The organism is Burkholderia sp. SCN-KJ (assembly GCF_024656005.1).
GTDB lineage: Bacteria > Pseudomonadota > Gammaproteobacteria > Burkholderiales > Burkholderiaceae > Burkholderia.
Map to the genome: position 1 here is coordinate 230,529 of NZ_JANKOG010000010.1, position 20,336 is coordinate 250,864.

A 20,336-nucleotide genomic window follows, 5' to 3' on the forward strand; every position below is an offset into this window, starting at 1 on the left:
CAGGCACCTTACCGAGGATCATGATGCTGAAGACATTCAAGCTGCCGGCGGCCGGCGAAATCGCATTGCTCATGCTGATCATCGCGATGATTTCGCTGATGATCCTGCCGCTGCCGACGCTGCTGATCGACATCCTGGTGAGCTTCAACCTCGCGATCAGCGTCACGCTGCTGATGATTACGCTGTACGTTCCGAGCATCGTGTCGCTGTCCGCGTTTCCGACGCTGCTGCTGTTCACGACGCTGTACCGCCTGTCGCTGAACATTGCGTCGACCAAGTCGATCCTGCTTCATGCGGAAGCAGGCGACATCATCGACAGCTTCGGCAAGCTGGTGGTCGGGGGAAACCTGGTCGTCGGCATCGTCGTGTTCATGATCATCACGGTGGTGCAGTTCGTCGTGATCGCGAAAGGTTCCGAGCGGGTCGCTGAAGTCGGCGCGCGCTTCACGCTCGATGCGCTGCCCGGCAAGCAGATGAGTATCGACGCCGACCTGCGCGCGAACATCCTCACGCCTGAGGAAGCGCGCCGCAAGCGCGCGACGCTCGCGCTCGAAAGCGCGCTCCACGGCGGCATGGACGGCGCGATGAAGTTCGTCAAGGGAGACGCGGTAGCCGGCCTGATCATCACCGTCGTCAATATCGTGGCCGGCCTCGCGGTGGGCGTCGCCTATCACGGCATGGCAGCCGGCGAAGCAGCCAACCGCTTCTCGATCCTTTCGATCGGCGATGCGATGGTGTCGCAGATCCCGTCGCTCCTGCTGTCGGTGGCGGCCGGCGTCATGATCACGCGGGTCGCCGACGAGCGCAACGAAAAGCCTCTGTCGCTCGGCGCCGAAATCGGCAAGCAGCTCGTCGGCAGCACCCGCGCGCTCGCCTTCGCTTCGCTGTTGCTGCTCGCATTCGCGGCCGTGCCGGGCTTCCCGTGGCCGCTGTTCCTGCTGCTGTCGGGCATACTCGGCTTCGCCGCCTACAAGCTTGGCCGGCGCAACCCGCAGGAGAGCGGGCCCGATGTCGGGTCGCTCGAGTCGATGCAGCGTGCGGGCTCGAAGTCCGGCTCTCCGGCGATCCTGCCGCAGGCGCCCGCCTTCGCGGCGCCGCTCGGGGTGCGCATCTCGGCCGACCTGGTCGCGCGCATCAATCCGCTGGCGCTCGACAAGGCATTCGAGACCGAGCGCTCGCTGCTGCAGGAAGAGCTCGGCCTGCCATTCCCCGGCATCACGATGTGGGTCTCGGAGCGGATGGCGCCGTCGACGTGCGAATTCCTGATGCACGACGTGCCGCAATTGTTGCTCGAACTGCCGCCCGGCAAGGTCGTACTGCCCGATCTGGGTTCGGCGGCCGCTCGCACGCCGGAACCGGATGCCGCGCCAGCCGCCGGCGGCGAGTCCACTACCGCGATCATCGCGCAATGCGACGTCGGCACGCCGATCACCGCCGACGGTCCGCAAACCTACTGGATCGACGAAAAGGCCGTGCCGCCGAAGAGCCGCGTCTGGCGAGCCGAACAACTGATCGCGCACGCATCCATCGCGTTGCTGCGGCAGCATGCGATGCTCTTCGTCGGCGTGCAGGAAGTCCAGTACATCCTCGAGCAACTCGGCGCCGACTACCCGGGGCTCGTCGCCGAAGTGCAGAAGGTGATGCCGCCGCAACGGATCGCCGACGTGCTGCGGCGGCTGCTCGAGGAACAGGTGCCGATCCGGAATGCCCGCAACATCATGGAAAGCCTGATCAACTGGGGGCCGAAGGAAAAGGACATGCTGATGCTCACGGAGTACGTGCGCGGCGACCTGTCGCGCTTCCTGGCGCACCGCGCCGCCAACGGCGCGAAGCAGCTCCCGGTCGTGCTGTTCGACATGCCCGTCGAGCAGCATATCCGCCAGGCCATCAAGCAAACCCCGACCGGCAACTATCTGGCGTTGCCGCCCGACCAGACGCAGTTCCTGATCGACAGTATCGAGTCGTTCGTCGGCCCGGCGCCACGCACGGGCATCGCGCTGGTGACGTCGATGGATATCCGCCGCTACGTGCGACGCATGATCGAATCGCGACTCGGCTGGCTGGCGGTCTATTCGTATCAGGAGCTGGGCGCGCACGTCGATCTGGAACCCGTCGGCCGGGTCACGCTGTAAGCCCGCGATGACCAGAATCCACCGTCCCGCCCGCATCATCGCCCCCGCGCCCGGCACGGCCGACGAAGCCGGGTCGCAGCGAGCCCGGCGCTTCGACTACGCGGCGCTGCTGCGCCGCCGGGCGCCGCACGCCGCCAATCCGGCCGGTTTCGGCACGCTGCCCGACGGACACGGTACGGAAGATTCGAATGCCGACACGCCGTCCGACACGGCCGGACACGACCTGCCGGCTGACCCGCGCAGGTCGACCACGTCCGCCGATTCGCTCGCCGATCGGATCGGCTCGGTCAGCACGCCGATCGTGGACGCCGTGTACCGGCAGCAGCATCGGTTCGTTGAACTGACGGCACGCATCGCGCGCGAAATCGCCGCATTCTGCTCGAACCGCGCGATCACCCGGTCGGGCAACTGGGATGTCCGCCTGCCGCTCGACCAGAAGGTGCTGCCCGACACCACGCTGTACCTGATGCTTTCGCCTCTTTGTCTGCAGCTTCGGTTCGACACGCAGGATCCGTCGAGCAAGCAGCTACTCTTGCAGCATAGTCACCTGCTCGATCGCGAGCTCACGATGCTGCTAGACGCCTGGGGCGAATCGCGGCAGGTGGAGATCACGATCTGGTGACGGGACGCCGGGCAGCGCTGGTTTTCGCTGGCCGGCGGCAGCCGCCTCAACGCCGACTTCGACTGACTTCCAATGGCCATCGCGCTGGACGAAACCGCACCGCTCAATTGCGACATCACCGGCCCGGACGGCCTGGCCGGCCGCGCACAGCCGGCGTCGCCGCCCGTTGAAACGCTCGCGTCACGCCTGCCGCGCATCACGAAGGACGCCGCGCACGCCAGCCGGGTGCTGTTCGATGCGCGCGTCGACGCACTTGCCGCCCGTCTCGCCGGCATCGACGCGTGGCGGTTGCGGCCCGTCGCCGATGCCGCCGATGCCGCCGACGACGCGACGGCGCCGTTCGACGAGCCGGGCCGGATCGTACTGACGCACGTCGCGGGCACCCTTTCGATCGATGTCGATCTGCGGCGCTATCCGGCACTGCAGATTCTCGCCTCGGCCGGCGCGGCGAACGCGGGCGCCGCGCATTCGTTGCGGCAGTCGGTCGCCACGGCGCTGCTCGCGCCGGTGACCGAAACCATGCTGGAGGCCGGAATCGGCACGTGGCGCGTCGCCGACGTGCACCGGCTGACCGGCACGAGCACCGACGTCGCAGCCGACCGGCTCATGGTGAACTTGTCCGTCGAGGTCGGCGGATCCCGTCACGATGCGCGCGCGCATGCCAGTCCGGCCATCCTCACGCTGCTCGAACGACGCATCGCATCGCTGCAGGCCGGCTCGACGGCGCCCGCGCAGCCGCATGCCGCGCACGACGAAAACGCGTTTCACGCGCAATCGGCGGAGCGCCATCCGCCGTGGCGCATCCCGGGCCGCATCACGATCGGTGCGCGCGGCATCGCCATTGCCAAGCTGGAAGCGCTGAGGCCCGGCGACGTGCTGCTGCGCACGATGCCATCCCGCACCGAGACCGCACTGAGTCTCGGCAACCCGTTCCGGGTGGCTGCCGCATGGGGCACGCCCGGACTGACCCGGCTCGCCGTCGCCGCTGAGATCGACGGCACTCGGCTTACCATCATCGAGACTCCCATCATGACCGACGAACTACAGTATCCGGAAGACGGCACCTCACCTTTTGCGGGCGATCTCCAGGGCGACGCGATCGAGATCGGCGAACTGGACCTGCCGGTGCAGTTCGAACTCGACAGCGTCGCGCTGCCGCTCGCACAACTGTCGTCGCTGCGCGCGGGCTACGTGATCGAACTGGAAACGCCGGTCGCCGACGCGCAGATCAGGCTCGTCGCGCACGGCCAGACCATCGGCTACGGCGAACTGATCAGTGTGGCCGAGCATCTGGGCATCCGCATCGTCAAAATGGCGCACGGCGATGGTTCAGTTCAGTGACCTCACTGGCGTGCTGCTCGTCGTTCTGGCGATCAGCATCGTGCCCTTCGTCGCGATGGTCGTGACCTGCTACATGAAGATCGTGGTCGTGCTCGGCCTGTTGCGCAATGCGCTCGGTGTCCAGCAAGTGCCGCCGAACATGGTGCTCAACGGCATTGCGATCCTGGTGTCCGCCTACGTGCTCGCACCGATCGCGATCGCCGCCACGCACAACATGCAGTCCTCGCCCGGCGCCGGCGAATCGACATCGCAATCGGTCATGCAAGCATTCGGCGCGGCGCGCGAGCCGTTTCGCAAGTTCCTGGAAAGCCATGCGCACGAGCGCGAAAAGCGCTTCTTCCTGCGCTCCGCATCGCTCGTCTGGCCGAAAGAGGAAGCGAGCCAGCTGAAGGAAACCGATCTGTTCGTGCTGGCGCCGTCGTTTACGCTGAGCGAACTCACCGATGCGTTCAAGATCGGCTTCCTGCTGTACATCGCGTTCATCGTGGTCGACCTGATCATCGCGAACGTGCTGCTGGCGATGGGCCTGAACCAGGTGCAGCCGACCAACGTCGCGATCCCGTTCAAGCTGCTTCTGTTCGTCGCGATGGACGGCTGGTCGACACTGATTCACGGCCTGGTGATGACATACAGGCAGTGACCCGCAACCGCCACGGACCGCACACGCATGCGGATTTCACATGGATATCGATTCACTGGTCGGCGCTGCCGCACAAGGCATGCTGCTGTGCCTCTACTGCTCATTGCCGGTGGTCATCGTGGCTGCCGTGGTCGGGCTCGCGGTGTCGTTCCTGCAGGCGATCACGTCGATGCAGGACCAGACGCTGTCGCACGGCGTCAAGCTGACGGCGGTGGTGATCGCGATCGCGATCGCGGCCCCGCTGGCGGCATCGGCCGTGCTTCACTTCGCCAACCAGATGATGCGCACCGCGCTGCCGCTATGAGCGTTCGCGCGATCGTCCTCGCCACGGGCCGGCATCGGCCGGCGCGCCGATGAGCGCCGTCACGCGAAATCTGCCGTCCGCGCAGCCCGCTTCGCTCGCGCAGGTCGAGCGCAGTCACGCTTCGCAAGTGCGCGACGAACGTCGTGCGAACCCTCAGGCCTCGCTGTATCGAGGGCGCACGACCTTCACCTATTCGCGCCAGACGTCCGCGAAAAAACTCGCGGACAAGCAGCATGCGAGCAGCCTCCACGCCCGGCTCGCGCAGAAACGACCGGCGCGGGCCGGCGAACAGGCACGTTTTGCAGCGCCACGTAAAGCGGTCGCGCAGTCGCTGCGGCAAGCCGGCTCGCAAGCGGCCGCACAGCGCGCCGGCGCGGGCCGCCTCGCCGGGCTGCGCGTCAGCCGTGACGGTGGACGCGGCGGCAATCGCGGCGGGGGCCAGCAATCCTCGCAGCAGGACGGGCAAAAGCAGCAGCAAGGTCAGCAACAGCAGCGTCGCGAGCGCGACCCTCTGCGCGACAAGGGTGACCGGCGCATCGTGGCAGGCACGGCAAGCGTGTTCCCGCTGTCGGGCAACAGTGCGGCAGCCGACACGGTGTGGCCCGACTGGCTCGCCGGCGCGGTCGCTCACGAAGCCGGTGCGGCGCGCTGGCACGCGATCGGCGAAGCGGCATGCGACGCGTTGCTCGCGTTGCGCGACAAACTCGCCGCAACGCCTGCCGGACGGCGCTTCGCTGGCTTCGACGCGCAGCTCTACCAGCTCGCTCACGACGTCACGCTCGCGCGTGCAGGGCTGGACGCGCCCGCCGCGCCTGATTTCGAGACCCTTCGCGCGCGTCTGGTCGAGCGGGCTGCACAACGCGACGCCACGGGCGCCCCCCCGCCGGCGGAGTCGACCCGCACGAGGCATTTCAACCTGTTGCTCGGCCTGCAGCTGCTCATGCTCGAACGGCCGCTGCTCGCGTCGCGTATGGGACGCACACGCGGCACGCTGGCATCGCTCGCAGCCGGCGCGAGCCCTGCCGGCGACATGCCCGACACACCGACGGATGGAGCGGGCGGCACAGCATCGGCGCAGCGCTGAACGCTTCGCCTGCCTGCCGCGCGCTTCGCATCCCGACCATGCTTGCCCGGTTGCGGTCGCTACAGTGGGCACATCGACAGCAAGCGGGTGCCTCGTGCCCCTTCAGGTGCGAGAAACCGCACCGTAGAACCACTGCCCAGCCATGAAACTGCTACGCATCCTCACGGGTCATCACGCCGGCGCGCAAGTCCACCTGGACGCCGGGGCCTATCGGATCGGCGCCGACGATGACGCTGACGTCCAGCTCACCGACTGGCAGGGCGCGGACGTGCTGCTGGTCGTCGAGCCCAACGGCACGGTCAGCTGCGAGCGGCTGGACGGCTCGACTGCGGGCGTGGTGGATGCCGCGGATATCGCGAGTTCCGTCGACCAGCCCACGCCGCCGGCCGACAGCGGCAACGAAGCCGCGACCGGTGCAGCGCCGGCCGACAGCGTTGATGAACCCGCAGCCGGTGCGTCGCCGGCCGGCGATGGCGATGGCGCCGCCGAGCCAGGCCTGCAGGACACGCAGGACGCAACCGCGGACCCCGGCAAGGTATGGATGGTCGATTTCGTGCCGATGCAGTTCGACGACACGGTGATCTGCGTCGGCTGGGTGGACGGCGCATGGCCGAGCGATATCGCGTTGCTGTCGACGCTGCTGACCGGCCCGGCCGACGCAAAGCGCGACGCCGATGACGCCGAGCGCGACGCCGCACGCATCAAACGCCAGCGCTACGCGTGGATTACCGCCGCCTGTGCGGCGGTCACGGTCGGGGTGATCGCGATCAGCGTCGCGCTGACCACCGGCACCAGCCGCGCCGCACAGACGCCGCCGGATCTGCTGCTGGCACAGCAGGTCAATCGCGCGCTGAGCGACGCGCATCTGACCGAGCTGCACGCGGTGCGGAACGGCACCACCGGCCGCAACGGTGCCGGCCGCGCGGTGGTAACCGGGATGGTGCGCTCGTCGGGCGAAGACTACATCGCGCGGCAACTGTTCGAGCGCATGAAACCCGGCGTCATCGAACGGCGCTACCAGGTGGCCGACGACACCGCGCGCGGCATTCGCGATGCAATCGGCGTGGATGGCGTGCAGGTGACTTATGACGGCCAGGGCGTGTTTACCGTCTCCGGAGCGGTCGCGGACAAGCAGCGGGTCGAAAACGCGCTCAACCGGGTGCGAGGCGACTTCGACAAGAACGTCCAGCAGATTCGCGTCGCGCTGACGGACGCCAGCCCATCCGGCTCGCTGCCTCAGCAAGGCACGTTCACCGCGCTGGTGTCGTCAGGCGACGTGCAGTACGCGGAAACGCCCGACGGCGTGAAGCACATTTATGCCGCGCCGGACGCAGTGGCGCCAGCATCCGAAGCGGCTGCGGCCTCGGCGACGCCTGCAACGACGACCGCGGCATCGTCGATCGCCGTCGCGGCCAGCCCCGTGCCATTGCCTTCGGACGACGGCGTGGCGGCGCGACGGCCGCACTGAACCCAAGGAGAAAGTGTCATGTACGAAGCAATCGAACGCCATGCCGCGGATTTCAACAATCTGCAGAACTTGCTCGCCGATCCGTCAGGCAGTCAGCGCCTGATCGCCATCGAACAAGCGTTGCAACAGAGCGCGCAAGCGGTCGCCGAAGGCGCGGCCGGCAACGACCTCGACCGCAGCAACCGCTCGAAGATCTATCAGGGGATGATGGCCGCGAGCCGGGTCATCGCTCAATTGCGCGAACAGGCGCAGGCAAGGTAGCGCAACATCGATTTCCGCGATTTGCGGGAACCCCATGACACCCGAACTCCGGACTGTCATGGTATGCAGTGCGCCGTTTGGAGAGGTAGCAGGCCGCGACAGCGGCATCTCTCGAATGGTCCCTTCTACACTTCAAAAGGAGTTGATGATGAATGTCTCTACAGGCCTCAGTCATGGCATGACCGCTACCAGCATTATGGGTGGCGCAGCTCAAAGTGCTGGTGCAGCGGTGAACGGTGCCGCCACCACGGGCGCTATTACCGCCCAGATCGCAGCAAACGCGCAAGAAGGCCTCCAAATCGCGAAAGCGCAATCGGAGGCCAGCCTCATGGACGCTATCGGCGCGGCGCTGAAGAGCGGCGCGAACGAGATCAAGGACGCGGCCAAGCCCTCGTAACCAATGCGGAACGGCCGGCGTTCGCGCGCCGGCCAGCTCCGCGTTGTCGCAGCTTGGGCCACGCGTTGGCACGACCGCGCCCCTCCACAATCTGCCGATATCGATGAACTCAGGCCTGTATACGTCGTTAATCAGCGACCTCTGCGCCGCGGTCGGCCTGCCCGATGTCGATCAGGTGCTGGAGACCCGCTCTGTCCAGGTCGAAGGTTTCGACGTGCGGCTCGATCATTTTGAAACCGATCCCGGCGCGCTTTACGTCAATTTCCAGTTCGGCACCGTCACCGCCGGCCGGACGCTGATCGTCTTCCGGCTGATGCTGGAAGCCAACCTGCTGATCTACGCGCAGGACCAGGCCCAGCTCGGCCTGGACACCGATACGGGCGGCATCGTGCTGATCGTACGGGTGCCGTTCGGCGATGACCTCGACGGCCAGGCCGTGGCCGACCTGTTGTCGCACTACGCCGAACACGGACGTTACTGGCAAAGCAACATCATCGAGTCGAGCGACGAGATGTTCGAAGGCATCGCGGCAGGAGAATTCATCTGGCTGCGCGCCTGAAAGACCTGAAGCGCGACGAGCGTCGTGGCCGGCCCTTCTCGCGCCGGCTCGGGGCCACCTGATCAGTGAACCGGTTTCCCTGCGCGGAATCCGTCGCGCCGCGAAGCACGGCGGACCGTGCCCGCAGGCGCGGGCGCGATGTCCAACCGGCTGCGCCCCCATGCGTCCCACATGTTTTTTCAGACCAATTCAGCATTAAGCCATGATCTCGGCGAGCGCCGCCGCTACGATCTGATCGTGAATTCCCGCGCTGCAGGCCAGCACCGCGTGCCTGACCAGACTGCTTCCGTCATTCGATAGCGAGTTCATGATGCGCAAGGATCTCTTGCCCCGACACGTGCGCGGTTGCACCGACAGGCGATACCCGCGGATCAACGAGACGCTTTGCGTGACGCGGACCGCGGACGGCCTCCGCTTTTACCTGACACCACCCACATGACATGAACGAAATCAATGCGCCTTCCGTCACTGCGGAGCAAGTCATGGTGTTCGGCCGCTCTGCGCTTGCGCGCGAGTCGCGTACGCTGTATGCGAACGGGCGCGCCGTGCCCCTCAACGATCGCGCGATGGACTTGCTGATCGCGCTGCTCGATGCGCGCGGCAAGATCCTGTCGATCGAACATCTGCAGCAGCAGCTGTGGCCGTCGTCGCAGATCGACGCCGATAGCGTACGGGCGGTGGTGTCGCAAGTCCGGCGCGCGCTCGGCGACGACCGCGACCTGATCGAGACGGTGCCGCGCCGCGGCTATCGACTCGTCGTCGATTGGTACGAGGCCGGCGACGATCATGTCGCCCCCGACGGCAGGTCGGACGCGCCCCCGGCTACAGGCTCAAGGCTGCAAGCCGACCGCCATGCGACGTGCCAGGGCCCGGAGATCGACTTCAATGCGGCATGGCGCATGCCGCTGATCGGACGCGACGCCGAACTCTCCGAACTGTTGATGCGGATTCCGCAGCATCGGCTCGTCACGCTGATGGGCGCGCGCGGAACCGGCAAGAGCAGGCTTGCCCACGAAGCCGCGCTGCGCATCGCGGCGCTGTTCCGCGAATGCGTCATCGTCGTCGACCTCGCCGATCTGACGCTGCACGAGTGCGTTGCCGATGCGATCGCGGCACGACTCACCCGGCTGCCGCAGCATCAGGCGCCGGGGCTGGACGGTCTGATCGCGCGGCTGAGCGGCAGGCAAGCGGTGCTCATCATCGAGAATTTCGATCATCTCGCGCCGGAAGTCGCGACCGTCCTCGATGCGCTGCGCACCGCCACGCAGGCCCATATGATCGTGTGCGCCGAAGCCCCGTTGTTTACCCCGGACGAGTATCTGCTGCCGCTCGCACCGCTGCGTTGCGCCGCGCGGGACGCGCCGGATGCGGCGCCGTCAGATGCCTGCCGGCTGTTCTCCCTGCAGTTGCAGGCGCGCGGCGCATTGCCGGCGGGCATATCCGACGGCGTTGCGATGCGCGAGGCAGGTGGCGCCCCCAACGATGCGGCATCGTCCGTTCCCGCGCTCGGCATCATGGAGTCGATCTGCCGTGCGCTGGGCGGCATGCCGCTCGCGCTCGAACTGGCCGCCGATCAGATCGCTGGCGCGCTGAAGCGAGGCGCAACGCCTGCCGACGCACTCGCGGACTGGGACGCGACGTGGCGCCGCAAGATGTTGAAACGCCATGGCAGTGGCGACGTCGTGCCGCGCCGCGCGGAACTGGTCCAGTCGGTGATCGCGCACGCGTACTACGCACTCGATTCGGACGCCCGGCATACGTTGTGCTGCATCAGCCTGTTCGCCAGCCCGTTCGACCTCGCCGACGCATCCGCGGTCGCCACGACGAGCGACGCGGGCGATGCGAGCGGCCAGGCGGCCGGCGACGACGCAATGCGCGCGCACGCGTCAAGACTGGTCGAGGCCGGCCTGCTGATCGAATGCCCATGGGGCGCTCCGCCCTACCCGTCGATGGAGCACGATCGCAAGCTGAGCGTGCCTCCGGCGGTACGCCAGTTCGCGCTCGCCAGACTCGCCGATCGACCCGATGCCGCATTGGCCTCTGAACGGCACGCGCAGCGCGTGGCCGAATGGGTATGCCGCTCCGGCGACGATGACGGCGACGATGACGGCGCCGGCGACGCGCGCCCGCCACGCGCGACTGCGCTCGTTGACGTGCGGCGGGCGGTCGGGTGGTCGATCGAATCCGGACGGTGCGAAATCGCCGCGCGGCTCCTGCAGCATTCGGCGCAAATCTGGATCGCCGCCCGGCTCGTCGACGAACGGCTGCACTGGATCCGGCGCACGCTCGACCGCAATGGACAGTGCGCCGTCCTCAAGGTCCGCGACCAGATGGAGTTGAATCTCGTGCTGGCGCAGGCGCTGCTGCACGGGGCGCCATCGAGGCCGCCGGGCGATCCGATCGCCGCGTGGTGGCGCGTCTACGATCTGGCCACCTCCTGTGCCGATGACGATAACCGGTTGCGTGCGTTGTCGGTCCTGTTGTTGCGCACACTCGAAGCCGGCTTCAACGGCGATCCTCCCGATCTCCTGGCGCGCGTTCGTTCGCGAATTGCTCAGGAATGCGATGGTTCATCGACGCATGACGGATTCGCTCTTCTGCGCGGCGCATTGCTGACGCTGAACGGCCGCCATGACGACGCGATCGCCCTGCTCACTCCGCCGGAAGACGACGCACCGGACACGGACGCCAGCACGGCCGACACCGCCCCGCCGGACGCGCACCAGCCGCACTACGTCGAGACGATCTCGCATGGCGCACTCGCGTTCTCGCTGTGGCACACCGGCGCGAACGAGCGCTCGCATCCGTGGTTGCACCGCATGCTGCAAGACACGCAACGGCCGTCCGACCCGCTGCCGCGTTGCGGGACCAAGGCCCTCGCGTGCATCGTATTGCTGCTTGAAGGCGACGCCCCGCGCGCCGCGCATCGGGCGCGCCAGTTATGCGCGACCGCACAACGCGCCGGACTCCAGGGCTGGTGGCATGCGGGCCGCAGCTTCCTGTCGTGGATCCACGCCGCCGACGATACCCGCGACGAAGCGAATCAACTGATCGATCAGGCGTTGTGCAACCTCGAGCGTGGACACGCGACGATCATCGACCTCCTCGTGCTGGAAAAGTTTGCGGACCTCGCGCTGGCGCGAACCGGCACGTCGAAGCTGATGCAACGATTTGAACAGATGATCGCGAACCTCGAAGACTTGGGGCTGCAATGGCTGCGGCCGGAGGCGCTGCGGGTGAACGCGATACTGTCGTGGCACGCCGGGCGGCCGTCCGCCGACACGATGACCTTGCTTGATCGCGCGGCTCGCGAGGCACGTCAACAGCACGCATCGATGTTCGCCGGCCGGATCGCGGCCACCGCCGAGCAGATGGCAGCCGGCGCCGCTGCATTGACGGCCGCCGGGATCTCCGTCTGACGGCCCTGCACCGACAGTGATCGCTGAAGCACGCGGCACCCCTTGGGCACCGGAGGCTCCGCGCGCGCACCTCAGCGAGGCTGCATCCGCTGCACGATCGCCCGTACCTGCGCGGCGTAACGGTCGCGCTCGGCGGGGGTCTGCGAATGGTAGGCGCCGACCGCCCGCCACGTATTGCCGTATTTGAGCATCATCTTCCGCAGGTGCCACGCGGCGATGTAGACGCTCGCGCACGGGTCCATCAACGTGTGCGAATCAATGTGGTAGGTCGAGAGCTCGGACAAGTGGATCGAGTTGATCTGCATCAGGCCATAATCGATCGACCCGTTGGTGTTGACGCGCTTCGCGTTGACGTTGTCGCGCGACTCCTGCCATGCCAGCGCACGCAAGATCGTTTCGTTCACGTGCTGATAGGAGGCTGCATCGGAAAAGCAGTCGGCGCGGGCGCTGTGCATCACGCACAGCGTCATCGTCAGCAGCGCGATCGCTCGAATGACCATAGGGGAATCCGTCAGAAGCGTGGTGTGCCGATCATAGGCCCGCACTCGCGCGCCGCCGTTCCCGGGTGCGAACGACTGGAACGGGACGCGAATCGCCCCGGGCAAGAACACGGGATCCGCCCTGCCGCCGCAGCCTCGCCGCGAGGCAGGCTTCGCTTCTTGCGGCCACGCTTCGCGTCATGTCCAGCCGAGTCATCCCGACTGAATATCGTTTCCCCGAGAATCGATCGAGGAACCCCGCGCGCCATGTCCGCCGTCAATGCCACTTCGTCCAGCCGCCCGGCCCACACCGACCTGGCGGAATCCACTGCCACGCCTGCGACGCACACCGCCGCGACGCATCCGGCGACGACGCGGACGCCGGCGGGCAATGCGTCCGTGCCGACTCAGCAGACCGCCGCACGGACGGACGAAACAGCGCTGGGGCGCATGAAGAACCAGCTGTCGCGCACCGGCGCGCGGCTGCGCGCGGGCAAGATCGACGTCAGCACCGCGGTGTTCCAGGGCAGTACGCATGGCAAACCGTTCGCGCCGGCCGATTTCACTGCCGGCGGCAAGCGCTATCCGGTCAAGGCGGTTGCCGGTTCCACGGCGGCCGGCAACGCATTGGCGAAAACCGAGAAACAGAACCGCCAGGCCCTGTCGAAAACCGCCCGCATGAATGCGCGGGCCGAAGTCGGCTCGCTTCGTGCCGAAGCGCCGCCGCCTCTCGAGGGGCGCGCCACCGGCAACCGTGCGTCGAATGGCGACGACGTCCCGCTCGCGACGCTGGACGAGGCCCGCGCGCTCCACAACGCGATGGATGGCCACGACGGGCTATTGAGCTACGTGGCGCGCGCAATGCCTGCCGCGCCCGCCAACCGTCAAGCCGCGGTGCAACTGTCGAATTCGCTCGCTGCGCTCGGCGCCCCCGAGGGCGCGCCGCCGACGACGCGCGGCGCATTGGTCGCGCAGGCGCTGCGCGGCGCGAATGTCGCCGATGCCGCCGACGCGGGCCAGGTGCTGGCGGCCATTCGCGGACTCGACTTCGCCAAGGCCGCCACCGCCCGCTCGACCACCATGGCCGATGCGAAAGCGTGGTGGGTGGCGCGCGCACTCTCGCGCACGCACGGCGGCTTCGAAGCGCTCGAGCATTTGCGCGGCGGCAGCGATCCAACCCCTGCCGATGCATCGAAGCGGCTCGCGCAGCGGATCATGTTGCAAACCGCCGACGCGCTCGACCCCGTGCCGCCAACCTACACGACCACAGCCGACGGAACGCCTCACCACGACCCGTCGCCCGGCGCAGTCGCCGCGGCGGCGGCGCCACCGCCCGATACGCCGACCGAAGCCGCGCCGCTCGCGTGGCGCGCCTATCACGCTTCAGCCGCGCTGCTCTCCTACGGCCGCAATGCGCTGACGGCCGATCAGAAAGGGGCGTTCTTCGCATGGCGGCAGAATTTCCGCGAAGACGGCCGCGGCAGCGACTTGTCTCGAGCGCAGGAACGTCTGAACAAGTTTTCGGCGAAAACCATCGACCGGGTCGGCGATAACCGAATGACGAACTTCGTGCCACGGGTATTCGGCCAACAGAAGTCGCCGCTGTCGGCGCTGAGCTTCGGCACCCAGGGGCTGCCGCGCAAAGCCGTCGACAAGGAGCGCGCGAAGCTCGCCGACGCGCTGAAAGCCGCCTTGCCGGCATTGGTCGAGCGTCCGGAAATGAGTCCGGGCGCCGCGGTGTCGCACGCCCGCCCGCTGCAATCGATCGTGGAGCTGGCAGCGCTGCAGGTATGGCTCGAATCCGGCGGGTTTCCGAACGATCGAGCTGACGCCACCCATGTACGCGCGATCGCCGACCGCGCGCGCCAGATGTGCATGGGCCTCGGGGCCGAACGATCTGAGCAGTCCGAACAGTCCGAACGGTCCGACCGGCCGGCGACGCCGGATGCGCTGCGTGCTCAGACGGACAGCTGGGCCGACGCCGATCCGCAGGCGCTTGCGCGAAGCCAGCCTTTCAAGTCGATCGTCGCGCAGTCCTTCAACGCCGACCGGCTGGAGGCCTGGGGCAAGGTAGCCAACGTCCCGCGCGATGCGCCGTTCTGGGCAAGCGTGGCCGCGATTCGGGCGGCGGCGCGCCCGTCGGACACGCCGCCGTCCCGGAATATCGCGTCGGTGCGGGAGACCCTGAAACAGATCTCGGGCGAATTGCAGTCGAGCGCGCGCTTGCGGCTGAGCGACGGCGGCCGAGTGGGAGGCAGCACCCGCGGGGCGTCGGCGAATATCGGCAAACTGCTGCAGCTGACGAGCGTACCGGTCGCGCCGCGCGTCGATCTGCGTGCGTCGAAGTCCCGCGAAGCGGTGGTCGAGCTGAGCCGCGGCACGCATGGCGCCGAGATGTTCATCGGTACCGCGCAGACGCAGGCCCGCCGCGCCGGCGTCGGCGTGCTGGTCGGCTATGACGTCGACGTCAGCCTGACGCAATTGCGCGCGGGCGTTGTCACCCAGGCGACGCTGCACGCGCAGGAGCTGACGAAGGCGAGCGGCGTGTCGCTGCGGGTCGCGCGGCGAGTCAAGGCGGACGGTAGCGGCTACGACGACAAGTCCATGCACCGCAAGCTCGAGACGATCGTCGACCACGTGTTCGACGAGGCCACCGCCGCACGGACAGGCCGCGCCCGCGACACATGGAACCGGCTCGCGGAGCGCTATTTCGACGACCCCGACGTCTCGGTCAGCTGGACCGATACGGTCGGTGATACGGTGAAGCGCGGCGGCTCCGTCGACGCCGGCGTGTCGGCCCTCGTGCCCAAGGTGGGCTCGCCGCTACGCGCCGGCGCCAACATCGGCATCGGCTATGAACGCACCGCGCGGCAGACGCTCGATTCAACCGAGCATAGCGGCCGCCTGCAGATCGAGCAGCATCGGGTAGGCGGCGGCTCTCGCCTGCTGGGCCGGGTGAGTGGTGCATTCGGCGTGACCATGCCGGTCGGCAACGCGCCGTCGACCGTCGGCCTCGGCTTCCTGTCGCTCGAGGCGCCGGCCGCGACGATGACGTTTGCCGACGACAGCAGTGTCTCGAAAGTGCAGTTGGTCCGCGAAGATGGCGCGCTGATGCATCGCGCATGTCTGCTCGACACCGAGTATTCGAGCGCCCAGGCGTATACCAGCGCGCTCGACGCCGGCCGCGAAGAATGGGTTTCGCTGTTCGCGCGCGAGATCGCCGACAAACAGCAAGCCGAGCGCCAGCAGGCCGCGAAGAATGGACTGCCGGCGCCACCGCAAGCGGATCCGCGCATACTGGCGGGCGAACGCATCGACGCGCATCTGGGTGACATCAAGGCCAACCGCCGGCCGAATCAGACGTATTTTCATCGCTATCGGTTGCGGCGCAGCGCGGCGGCTCGGCTCGATGTGCTGAGCGCCCTCAACCAGGGCTTGCCGCGCGACGCGGCGGTCGAACGCGCGGCGCTCGACGAAAAGACCGCGCGCATTCTGAGCGATGCGGCGTCGTGGATGCCGCTTGAACTGAAGGTGAAGGAACGCACGGCGTCGACCCAGCGTCCGGGCCTGAATTTCGCATTGCAGCTCGCCACGCAGACGAGCGCGATCGGCGACCGCGAATTGTTCGCTCAGAGCGTGCCGTTCAGCCTGGCCGAGCGGCTCGACACAAGCGGCATCGGTTGATCGCCGCGCGGCCGCCTGCGGCGCCGGGCTGTCGCGACAAGCGGTCACATGACATCGAGGTCGTCGGTGGTGCTCGGCTTGATCATTTTCCTCATGTTCGCAAGGGCATCCACACCATCCTCGAAATCAATGCCTTCATTATCGATACCCAATTCAATTTCGTCGATATCGAGGCGATCTGCTTTCCAACCTCCGCTCGATGCAGAAACTTCGTCGAAACCGAGCATCGATTCAAACAGTCGCTTGAACTCCGGATTGCCGCTATCCGGGACATTGGCAATCTGTGAAAAATAGGAATGCTTGTTGACGAACGCCTCGATGAAACTACCGCTCAACTTGTAAACATTTCTTATTGCCTTGATTTGAGTTCTCGCCGCCTCGATCTCCGCGTCGCTGCTTCCATTGCTCTTGATGATATCGGAACGCTTATTCACTTCAGCTTGAAGCTCGGGCTTCAATTTCCTGATTTTCTCTGAAAGACGAAAATAATCGAGCAATTCCGCCTGACTTGGCGCATTCATTTCATCGGGTACTCCATTGGCATTCATCATGTGCAGCATTCCTCCGAAGTACTGTATTTTTCTTTCAAAGTGCTCAAGCGCAGAAAAATCGGCTGACTCGTCGAGATTGTCATACATCCCGGTTTTCAACAGCTTGAGTGTATTTTTCGCTACTTGCACAGCTTCGTGATGGTGAGGGGACATTCCTATTACGTCGTTTGCCTTGTTGAGAGTGCCATAGCCCTCGCTGCGCAATGACTCCGATATTTTTACGGGTTTTCCGGATGAATTGTCGACGGGAATAGATCTGGACCACGATTTTTGAGGCTGCGTGATCAACTTGTCAAATTCGTTCTTGGAAGGTGGCGGAGAGACCCCTGCGCCAACTGTCCTTTGTGACAATGACACGTGTGCCGCCTTCAGGTTGAGCTTGGCGTTCTCGAAGTCCTGGTCTACGAAGCCCGATTTATACGCTGCGAACCCCTGTTTCGTTGCTTTTTTCGCCATCCCGGCGTCGAGGGTGTCGATATCGACGTGAACGTTGAACTCGGATTCCTTGCCCCCTCCGCTTTTGACCGATGCTTTGGTATACAGGATTCCGTACAGCAAGCGGACGATGTCACTGCGAAATCCGATGTTTATCGTAGCCGGGTGGTTAAATAGCTCGGAAAACATTTTCCGATGCTCCGGGTCCGGAAAATTTGAAATCAGCGCTTCGATTTCCCCTTCGAGGTGAATTTTCAGATGCGTTCTTGAAATCATCGAGTGGGGAATTTCAAGCTCGGACAGATTCGATCGTACGATCGGCGTATACAGTGCTTTCAGATTTCTCCTGTCCGTCCAAAGATGGGCGTCGACATTGGGCGGCAGGTTGGACGTGCCGGCGACCTCGGTAATGAACGCACTCGCCAGATGCTGGCGAAAGTTCGAATCGCGCGAACCGACGCGAGGGTGCGGGGAGGACTGATACCACATGCCATGAATATGCACGGAATCGCCTTCTTGCCGAGCAGCGGCATGCCCAGGCTCACGCCCCGATCTGGTGAGTTCCCGCAGTTTATCGAGGCGTGCTCCGTCGACAGCGTCGGGCTGGCCAGGATGCGTTTGGCCGCCTGTCTTCACGGGCGCATTTGCCAACGGTAACGAAGATGATGCGAAACTGGCCGTGCTGTCCGGATGTTTCCTGGTGGAAGTGCCCGGTCCTCGCGCGGTCAAATTCGCCAACTCAGGACTGACTGCGCTATGTCGTTGCGCCAGCTGGGGTGGGCGGTCCTGACTGGGTGCGCTCGGCGAGGAATCTATGGTGTCGAGCCCGTAGTGTTGTGGGGGCGAGTCGATCTTCGACGAGAAGCAGCCCATAATGACCTCACGAAAGATATACAACAAATCTACTGCGCCGGCCGCTCGCGCTTCTTTATCGTCGCGAAGGAATGACCTCCTCTCCGAAATTGCGCTGACCTGCCGTAGACCAAAGCAAAGTTGGATCGATGGGTGTCGGATGCCTTGAACCGCGGGGACTCTGGAGTGACAGAATCAATTTGCTCTACGCTTTCCGAGCGCGCGCCTGCCATCCACCGCCTACCATCCACAATACGCAGCCCGGCGGCACCGCCCGCGTGCCGCCGGGCTCGGTCCCATCTTCAGGAAACCGTCGCCATGAAAAAGCTCGTGAACCACCCGTCCGACGTCGTGCGTGAAATGCTCGAAGGCATCGCGCGGCAGTCGCCGCATGTCGCGATCCTCGGCGACGAGCAGGTGCTCATCCGCCAGCCGCTTCCCGAGCCGTCGCGGCGCCCCGTCGCGATCCTGTCCGGCGGCGGCAGCGGTCACGAGCCCGCGCACGGCGGCTACGTCGGCGAAGGGATGCTGAGCGCGGCCGTTTGCGGCGAAGTGTTCACGTCGCCGCCGACCGATGCCGTGCTCGCCGCGATCCGCGCGAGCGCCGGCCCGAACGGCGCGCTGCTCGTCGTGAAGAACTACACCGGCGACCGCCTCAATTTCGGGCTGGCCGCCGAACTCGCGCGCGCCGAGGGCATTCCAGTGGAGACGGTGATCGTCGCCGACGACGTGTCGCTGCGCGGCCGCGTCGAGCACGGGCGGCGGCGCGGGATCGCCGGCACCGTGCTGATCCACAAGCTGGCCGGCGCGGCCGCCGCGCGCGGGCTGCCGCTTGTCCGCGTCGCGGCGATCGCACGCGACGCGGCCGCCGACCTCGGCACGATGGGCGTCGCGCTCGACGGCTGCACGATCCCCGGCGCCGACAAGTCGGGCTTCAGCCTCGCCGATCACGAGATCGAGCTCGGCCTCGGCATCCATGGCGAGAAAGGCGTCGAACGCACCGCGCCGATGCCGGCCGATGCGCTCGTCGAGACGCTGCTGTCGAGCATCGTCACCGACCTCGTGCTCGATCGCGGCGAACGCGTCGCACTGTTCGTCAACGGTCTGGGCGCGACGCCGGACATGGAACTGGCGATCGTGCTGCGCGCCGCGTACGACAACCTGAGCCGGCGCGGTATCACCGTCGCGCGCGCATGGGCCGGCACGTTCCTGTCCGCGCTCGACATGCCCGGCTGCTCGATCTCGCTGCTGCGCTTGAACGACGAGCGGGTCGCCCTGCTCGATGCGCCGACGCAGGCGCGCGCATGGCCCGGCGGCGGCGCCGTCAACGCGCAGATTCACGTGGCAGCGGCCGCCGCGCACGACGAGCCGCTGCCGCCGCTCGATGCAGCCGGTCGCGCGTGGGCCGCCCGGCTGCAGCCGGCGCTGCGTGCGGTCGCGCAGGCGTTGATCGATCACGAGGCGACCCTGACGGAACTCGACACGGCCGCCGGCGACGGCGATCTCGGCGCGAGCATGCAGCGCGCCGCTCAGGCGATCCTCGCGTTGCCGGACGCCGCGCACGGCACGCCGGCCGGCACGCTCGCGGCGCTCGGCGCCGCATTGCGCCGCGCGATCGCCGGCAGTTCGGGACCGTTCTACGCGACCGCGCTGCTGCGCGCGTCGCGGCGCCTCGCCGCGGCGGCCGATACCGCCGAGCCGTCGGCGCGCGACTGGGCCGCGGCATTGCGCAGCGCAGCCGATGCCATCGCCGAACTGGGCGGCGCACGCGCCGGCGACCGGACGATGCTCGACGCGCTGCTGCCCGCCGCCGATGCGTTCGACCACGCACTCGACCATGACCGCGACCCCGCGAGCGCATGGGCGGCCGCCGTGGACGCCGCGGAACGCGGCGCGCAGCAGACGGCCGGCATGACACCGCGTGCGGGACGGGCGAGCTATCTCGGCGAACGCGCGATCGGCACGCCGGACGGCGGCGCGGTGGCGGTCGCGTACTGGCTGCGCGCGTTGCTGCCGTACGTGCGGTAGGCGGGATTTGCGCGTTGCAGGTCGGCGCCCCCGGCATGCGGCATGACACCCGGGTGACAAAACCGATAGTTTGCTATCGA

The 20,336-nt window shown here is 66.6% G+C and carries 17 protein-coding genes; 14 read left to right on the forward strand and 3 right to left on the reverse strand.

Annotated features, from left to right (window positions below):
- Positions 1 to 20 precede the first annotated feature (20 nt).
- Positions 21 to 2,132, forward strand: a complete 2,112-nt coding sequence (gene sctV, locus NQV17_RS18870) for a type III secretion system export apparatus subunit SctV (RefSeq protein WP_257773422.1) — start codon at positions 21 to 23, stop codon at positions 2,130 to 2,132.
- 7 nt (positions 2,133 to 2,139) lie between these two features.
- The gene (sctP, locus tag NQV17_RS18875; RefSeq protein WP_257773423.1) at positions 2,140 to 2,754 is read left to right on the forward strand and encodes a type III secretion system protein SctP; all 615 of its coding nucleotides are present in this window, start codon (positions 2,140 to 2,142) and stop codon (positions 2,752 to 2,754) included.
- Positions 2,755 to 2,934: 180 nt separating this feature from the next.
- On the opposite strand, the gene NQV17_RS18880 is transcribed toward sctP, so the two are convergent.
- Positions 2,935 to 3,222, reverse strand: a complete 288-nt coding sequence (locus tag NQV17_RS18880) for a hypothetical protein (RefSeq protein ID WP_257773424.1) — start codon at positions 3,220 to 3,222, stop codon at positions 2,935 to 2,937.
- 3 nt (positions 3,223 to 3,225) lie between these two features.
- Here NQV17_RS18880 and sctQ point away from each other — a divergent pair, with 3 nt between their 5' ends.
- The 10 genes from sctQ to NQV17_RS18930 all read left to right on the forward strand — a co-directional run bounded on the left by sctQ (position 3,226) and on the right by NQV17_RS18930 (position 12,227).
- Complete coding sequence (gene sctQ / locus NQV17_RS18885) at positions 3,226 to 4,095, forward strand: type III secretion system cytoplasmic ring protein SctQ (RefSeq protein ID WP_257773425.1); 870 nt, start codon at positions 3,226 to 3,228, stop codon at positions 4,093 to 4,095.
- A complete protein-coding gene (gene sctR / locus NQV17_RS18890; protein WP_257773426.1) occupies positions 4,079 to 4,735 on the forward strand; it encodes a type III secretion system export apparatus subunit SctR in 657 nt (218 codons plus the stop codon). The genes sctQ and sctR overlap by 17 nt, the downstream gene beginning before the upstream one ends.
- 40 nt (positions 4,736 to 4,775) lie before the next feature.
- Positions 4,776 to 5,039 (forward strand): type III secretion system export apparatus subunit SctS, encoded by a 264-nt coding sequence (sctS, locus tag NQV17_RS18895; RefSeq protein WP_257773427.1) that lies wholly within the window; start codon positions 4,776 to 4,778, stop codon positions 5,037 to 5,039.
- A 49-nt stretch (positions 5,040 to 5,088) separates the two neighbouring features.
- Positions 5,089 to 6,123: a hypothetical protein gene (locus NQV17_RS18900; protein ID WP_257773428.1), complete on the forward strand. Its 1,035-nt coding sequence runs from the start codon at positions 5,089 to 5,091 to the stop codon at positions 6,121 to 6,123.
- Between the two features lie 268 nt (positions 6,124 to 6,391).
- A complete protein-coding gene (locus tag NQV17_RS18905; protein WP_374692730.1) occupies positions 6,392 to 7,591 on the forward strand; it encodes a secretion protein in 1,200 nt (399 codons plus the stop codon).
- Positions 7,592 to 7,609: 18 nt separating this feature from the next.
- Complete coding sequence (locus tag NQV17_RS18910; protein WP_257773430.1) at positions 7,610 to 7,852, forward strand: type III secretion protein; 243 nt, start codon at positions 7,610 to 7,612, stop codon at positions 7,850 to 7,852.
- 34 nt (positions 7,853 to 7,886) lie between these two features.
- Positions 7,887 to 8,249 (forward strand): hypothetical protein, encoded by a 363-nt coding sequence (locus NQV17_RS18915; protein ID WP_257773431.1) that lies wholly within the window; start codon positions 7,887 to 7,889, stop codon positions 8,247 to 8,249.
- Positions 8,250 to 8,352: 103 nt separating this feature from the next.
- Positions 8,353 to 8,808, forward strand: a complete 456-nt coding sequence (locus NQV17_RS18920; RefSeq protein ID WP_257773432.1) for a CesT family type III secretion system chaperone — start codon at positions 8,353 to 8,355, stop codon at positions 8,806 to 8,808.
- 138 nt (positions 8,809 to 8,946) lie between these two features.
- Entirely contained in the window at positions 8,947 to 9,108 is a 162-nt protein-coding gene (locus tag NQV17_RS18925) for a hypothetical protein (RefSeq protein WP_257773433.1), read from the forward strand.
- Positions 9,109 to 9,290: 182 nt separating this feature from the next.
- Positions 9,291 to 12,227 (forward strand): winged helix-turn-helix domain-containing protein, encoded by a 2,937-nt coding sequence (locus NQV17_RS18930; protein ID WP_257773434.1) that lies wholly within the window; start codon positions 9,291 to 9,293, stop codon positions 12,225 to 12,227.
- A gap of 71 nt (positions 12,228 to 12,298) precedes the next feature.
- On the opposite strand, the gene NQV17_RS18935 is transcribed toward NQV17_RS18930, so the two are convergent.
- Positions 12,299 to 12,727: a lytic transglycosylase domain-containing protein gene (locus NQV17_RS18935; RefSeq protein WP_257773469.1), complete on the reverse strand. Its 429-nt coding sequence runs from the start codon at positions 12,725 to 12,727 to the stop codon at positions 12,299 to 12,301.
- A gap of 246 nt (positions 12,728 to 12,973) precedes the next feature.
- On the opposite strand from NQV17_RS18935, the gene NQV17_RS18940 reads away from it, so the two are divergent.
- Positions 12,974 to 16,390, forward strand: a complete 3,417-nt coding sequence (locus NQV17_RS18940; RefSeq protein ID WP_257773435.1) for an autotransporter — start codon at positions 12,974 to 12,976, stop codon at positions 16,388 to 16,390.
- A gap of 44 nt (positions 16,391 to 16,434) precedes the next feature.
- Here NQV17_RS18940 and NQV17_RS18945 read toward each other — a convergent pair whose 3' ends face one another.
- Complete coding sequence (locus tag NQV17_RS18945) at positions 16,435 to 18,012, reverse strand: hypothetical protein (protein WP_257773436.1); 1,578 nt, start codon at positions 18,010 to 18,012, stop codon at positions 16,435 to 16,437.
- A gap of 534 nt (positions 18,013 to 18,546) precedes the next feature.
- On the opposite strand from NQV17_RS18945, the gene NQV17_RS18950 reads away from it, so the two are divergent.
- Positions 18,547 to 20,256: a dihydroxyacetone kinase family protein gene (locus NQV17_RS18950; protein ID WP_257773437.1), complete on the forward strand. Its 1,710-nt coding sequence runs from the start codon at positions 18,547 to 18,549 to the stop codon at positions 20,254 to 20,256.
- Positions 20,257 to 20,336 lie beyond the last annotated feature (80 nt).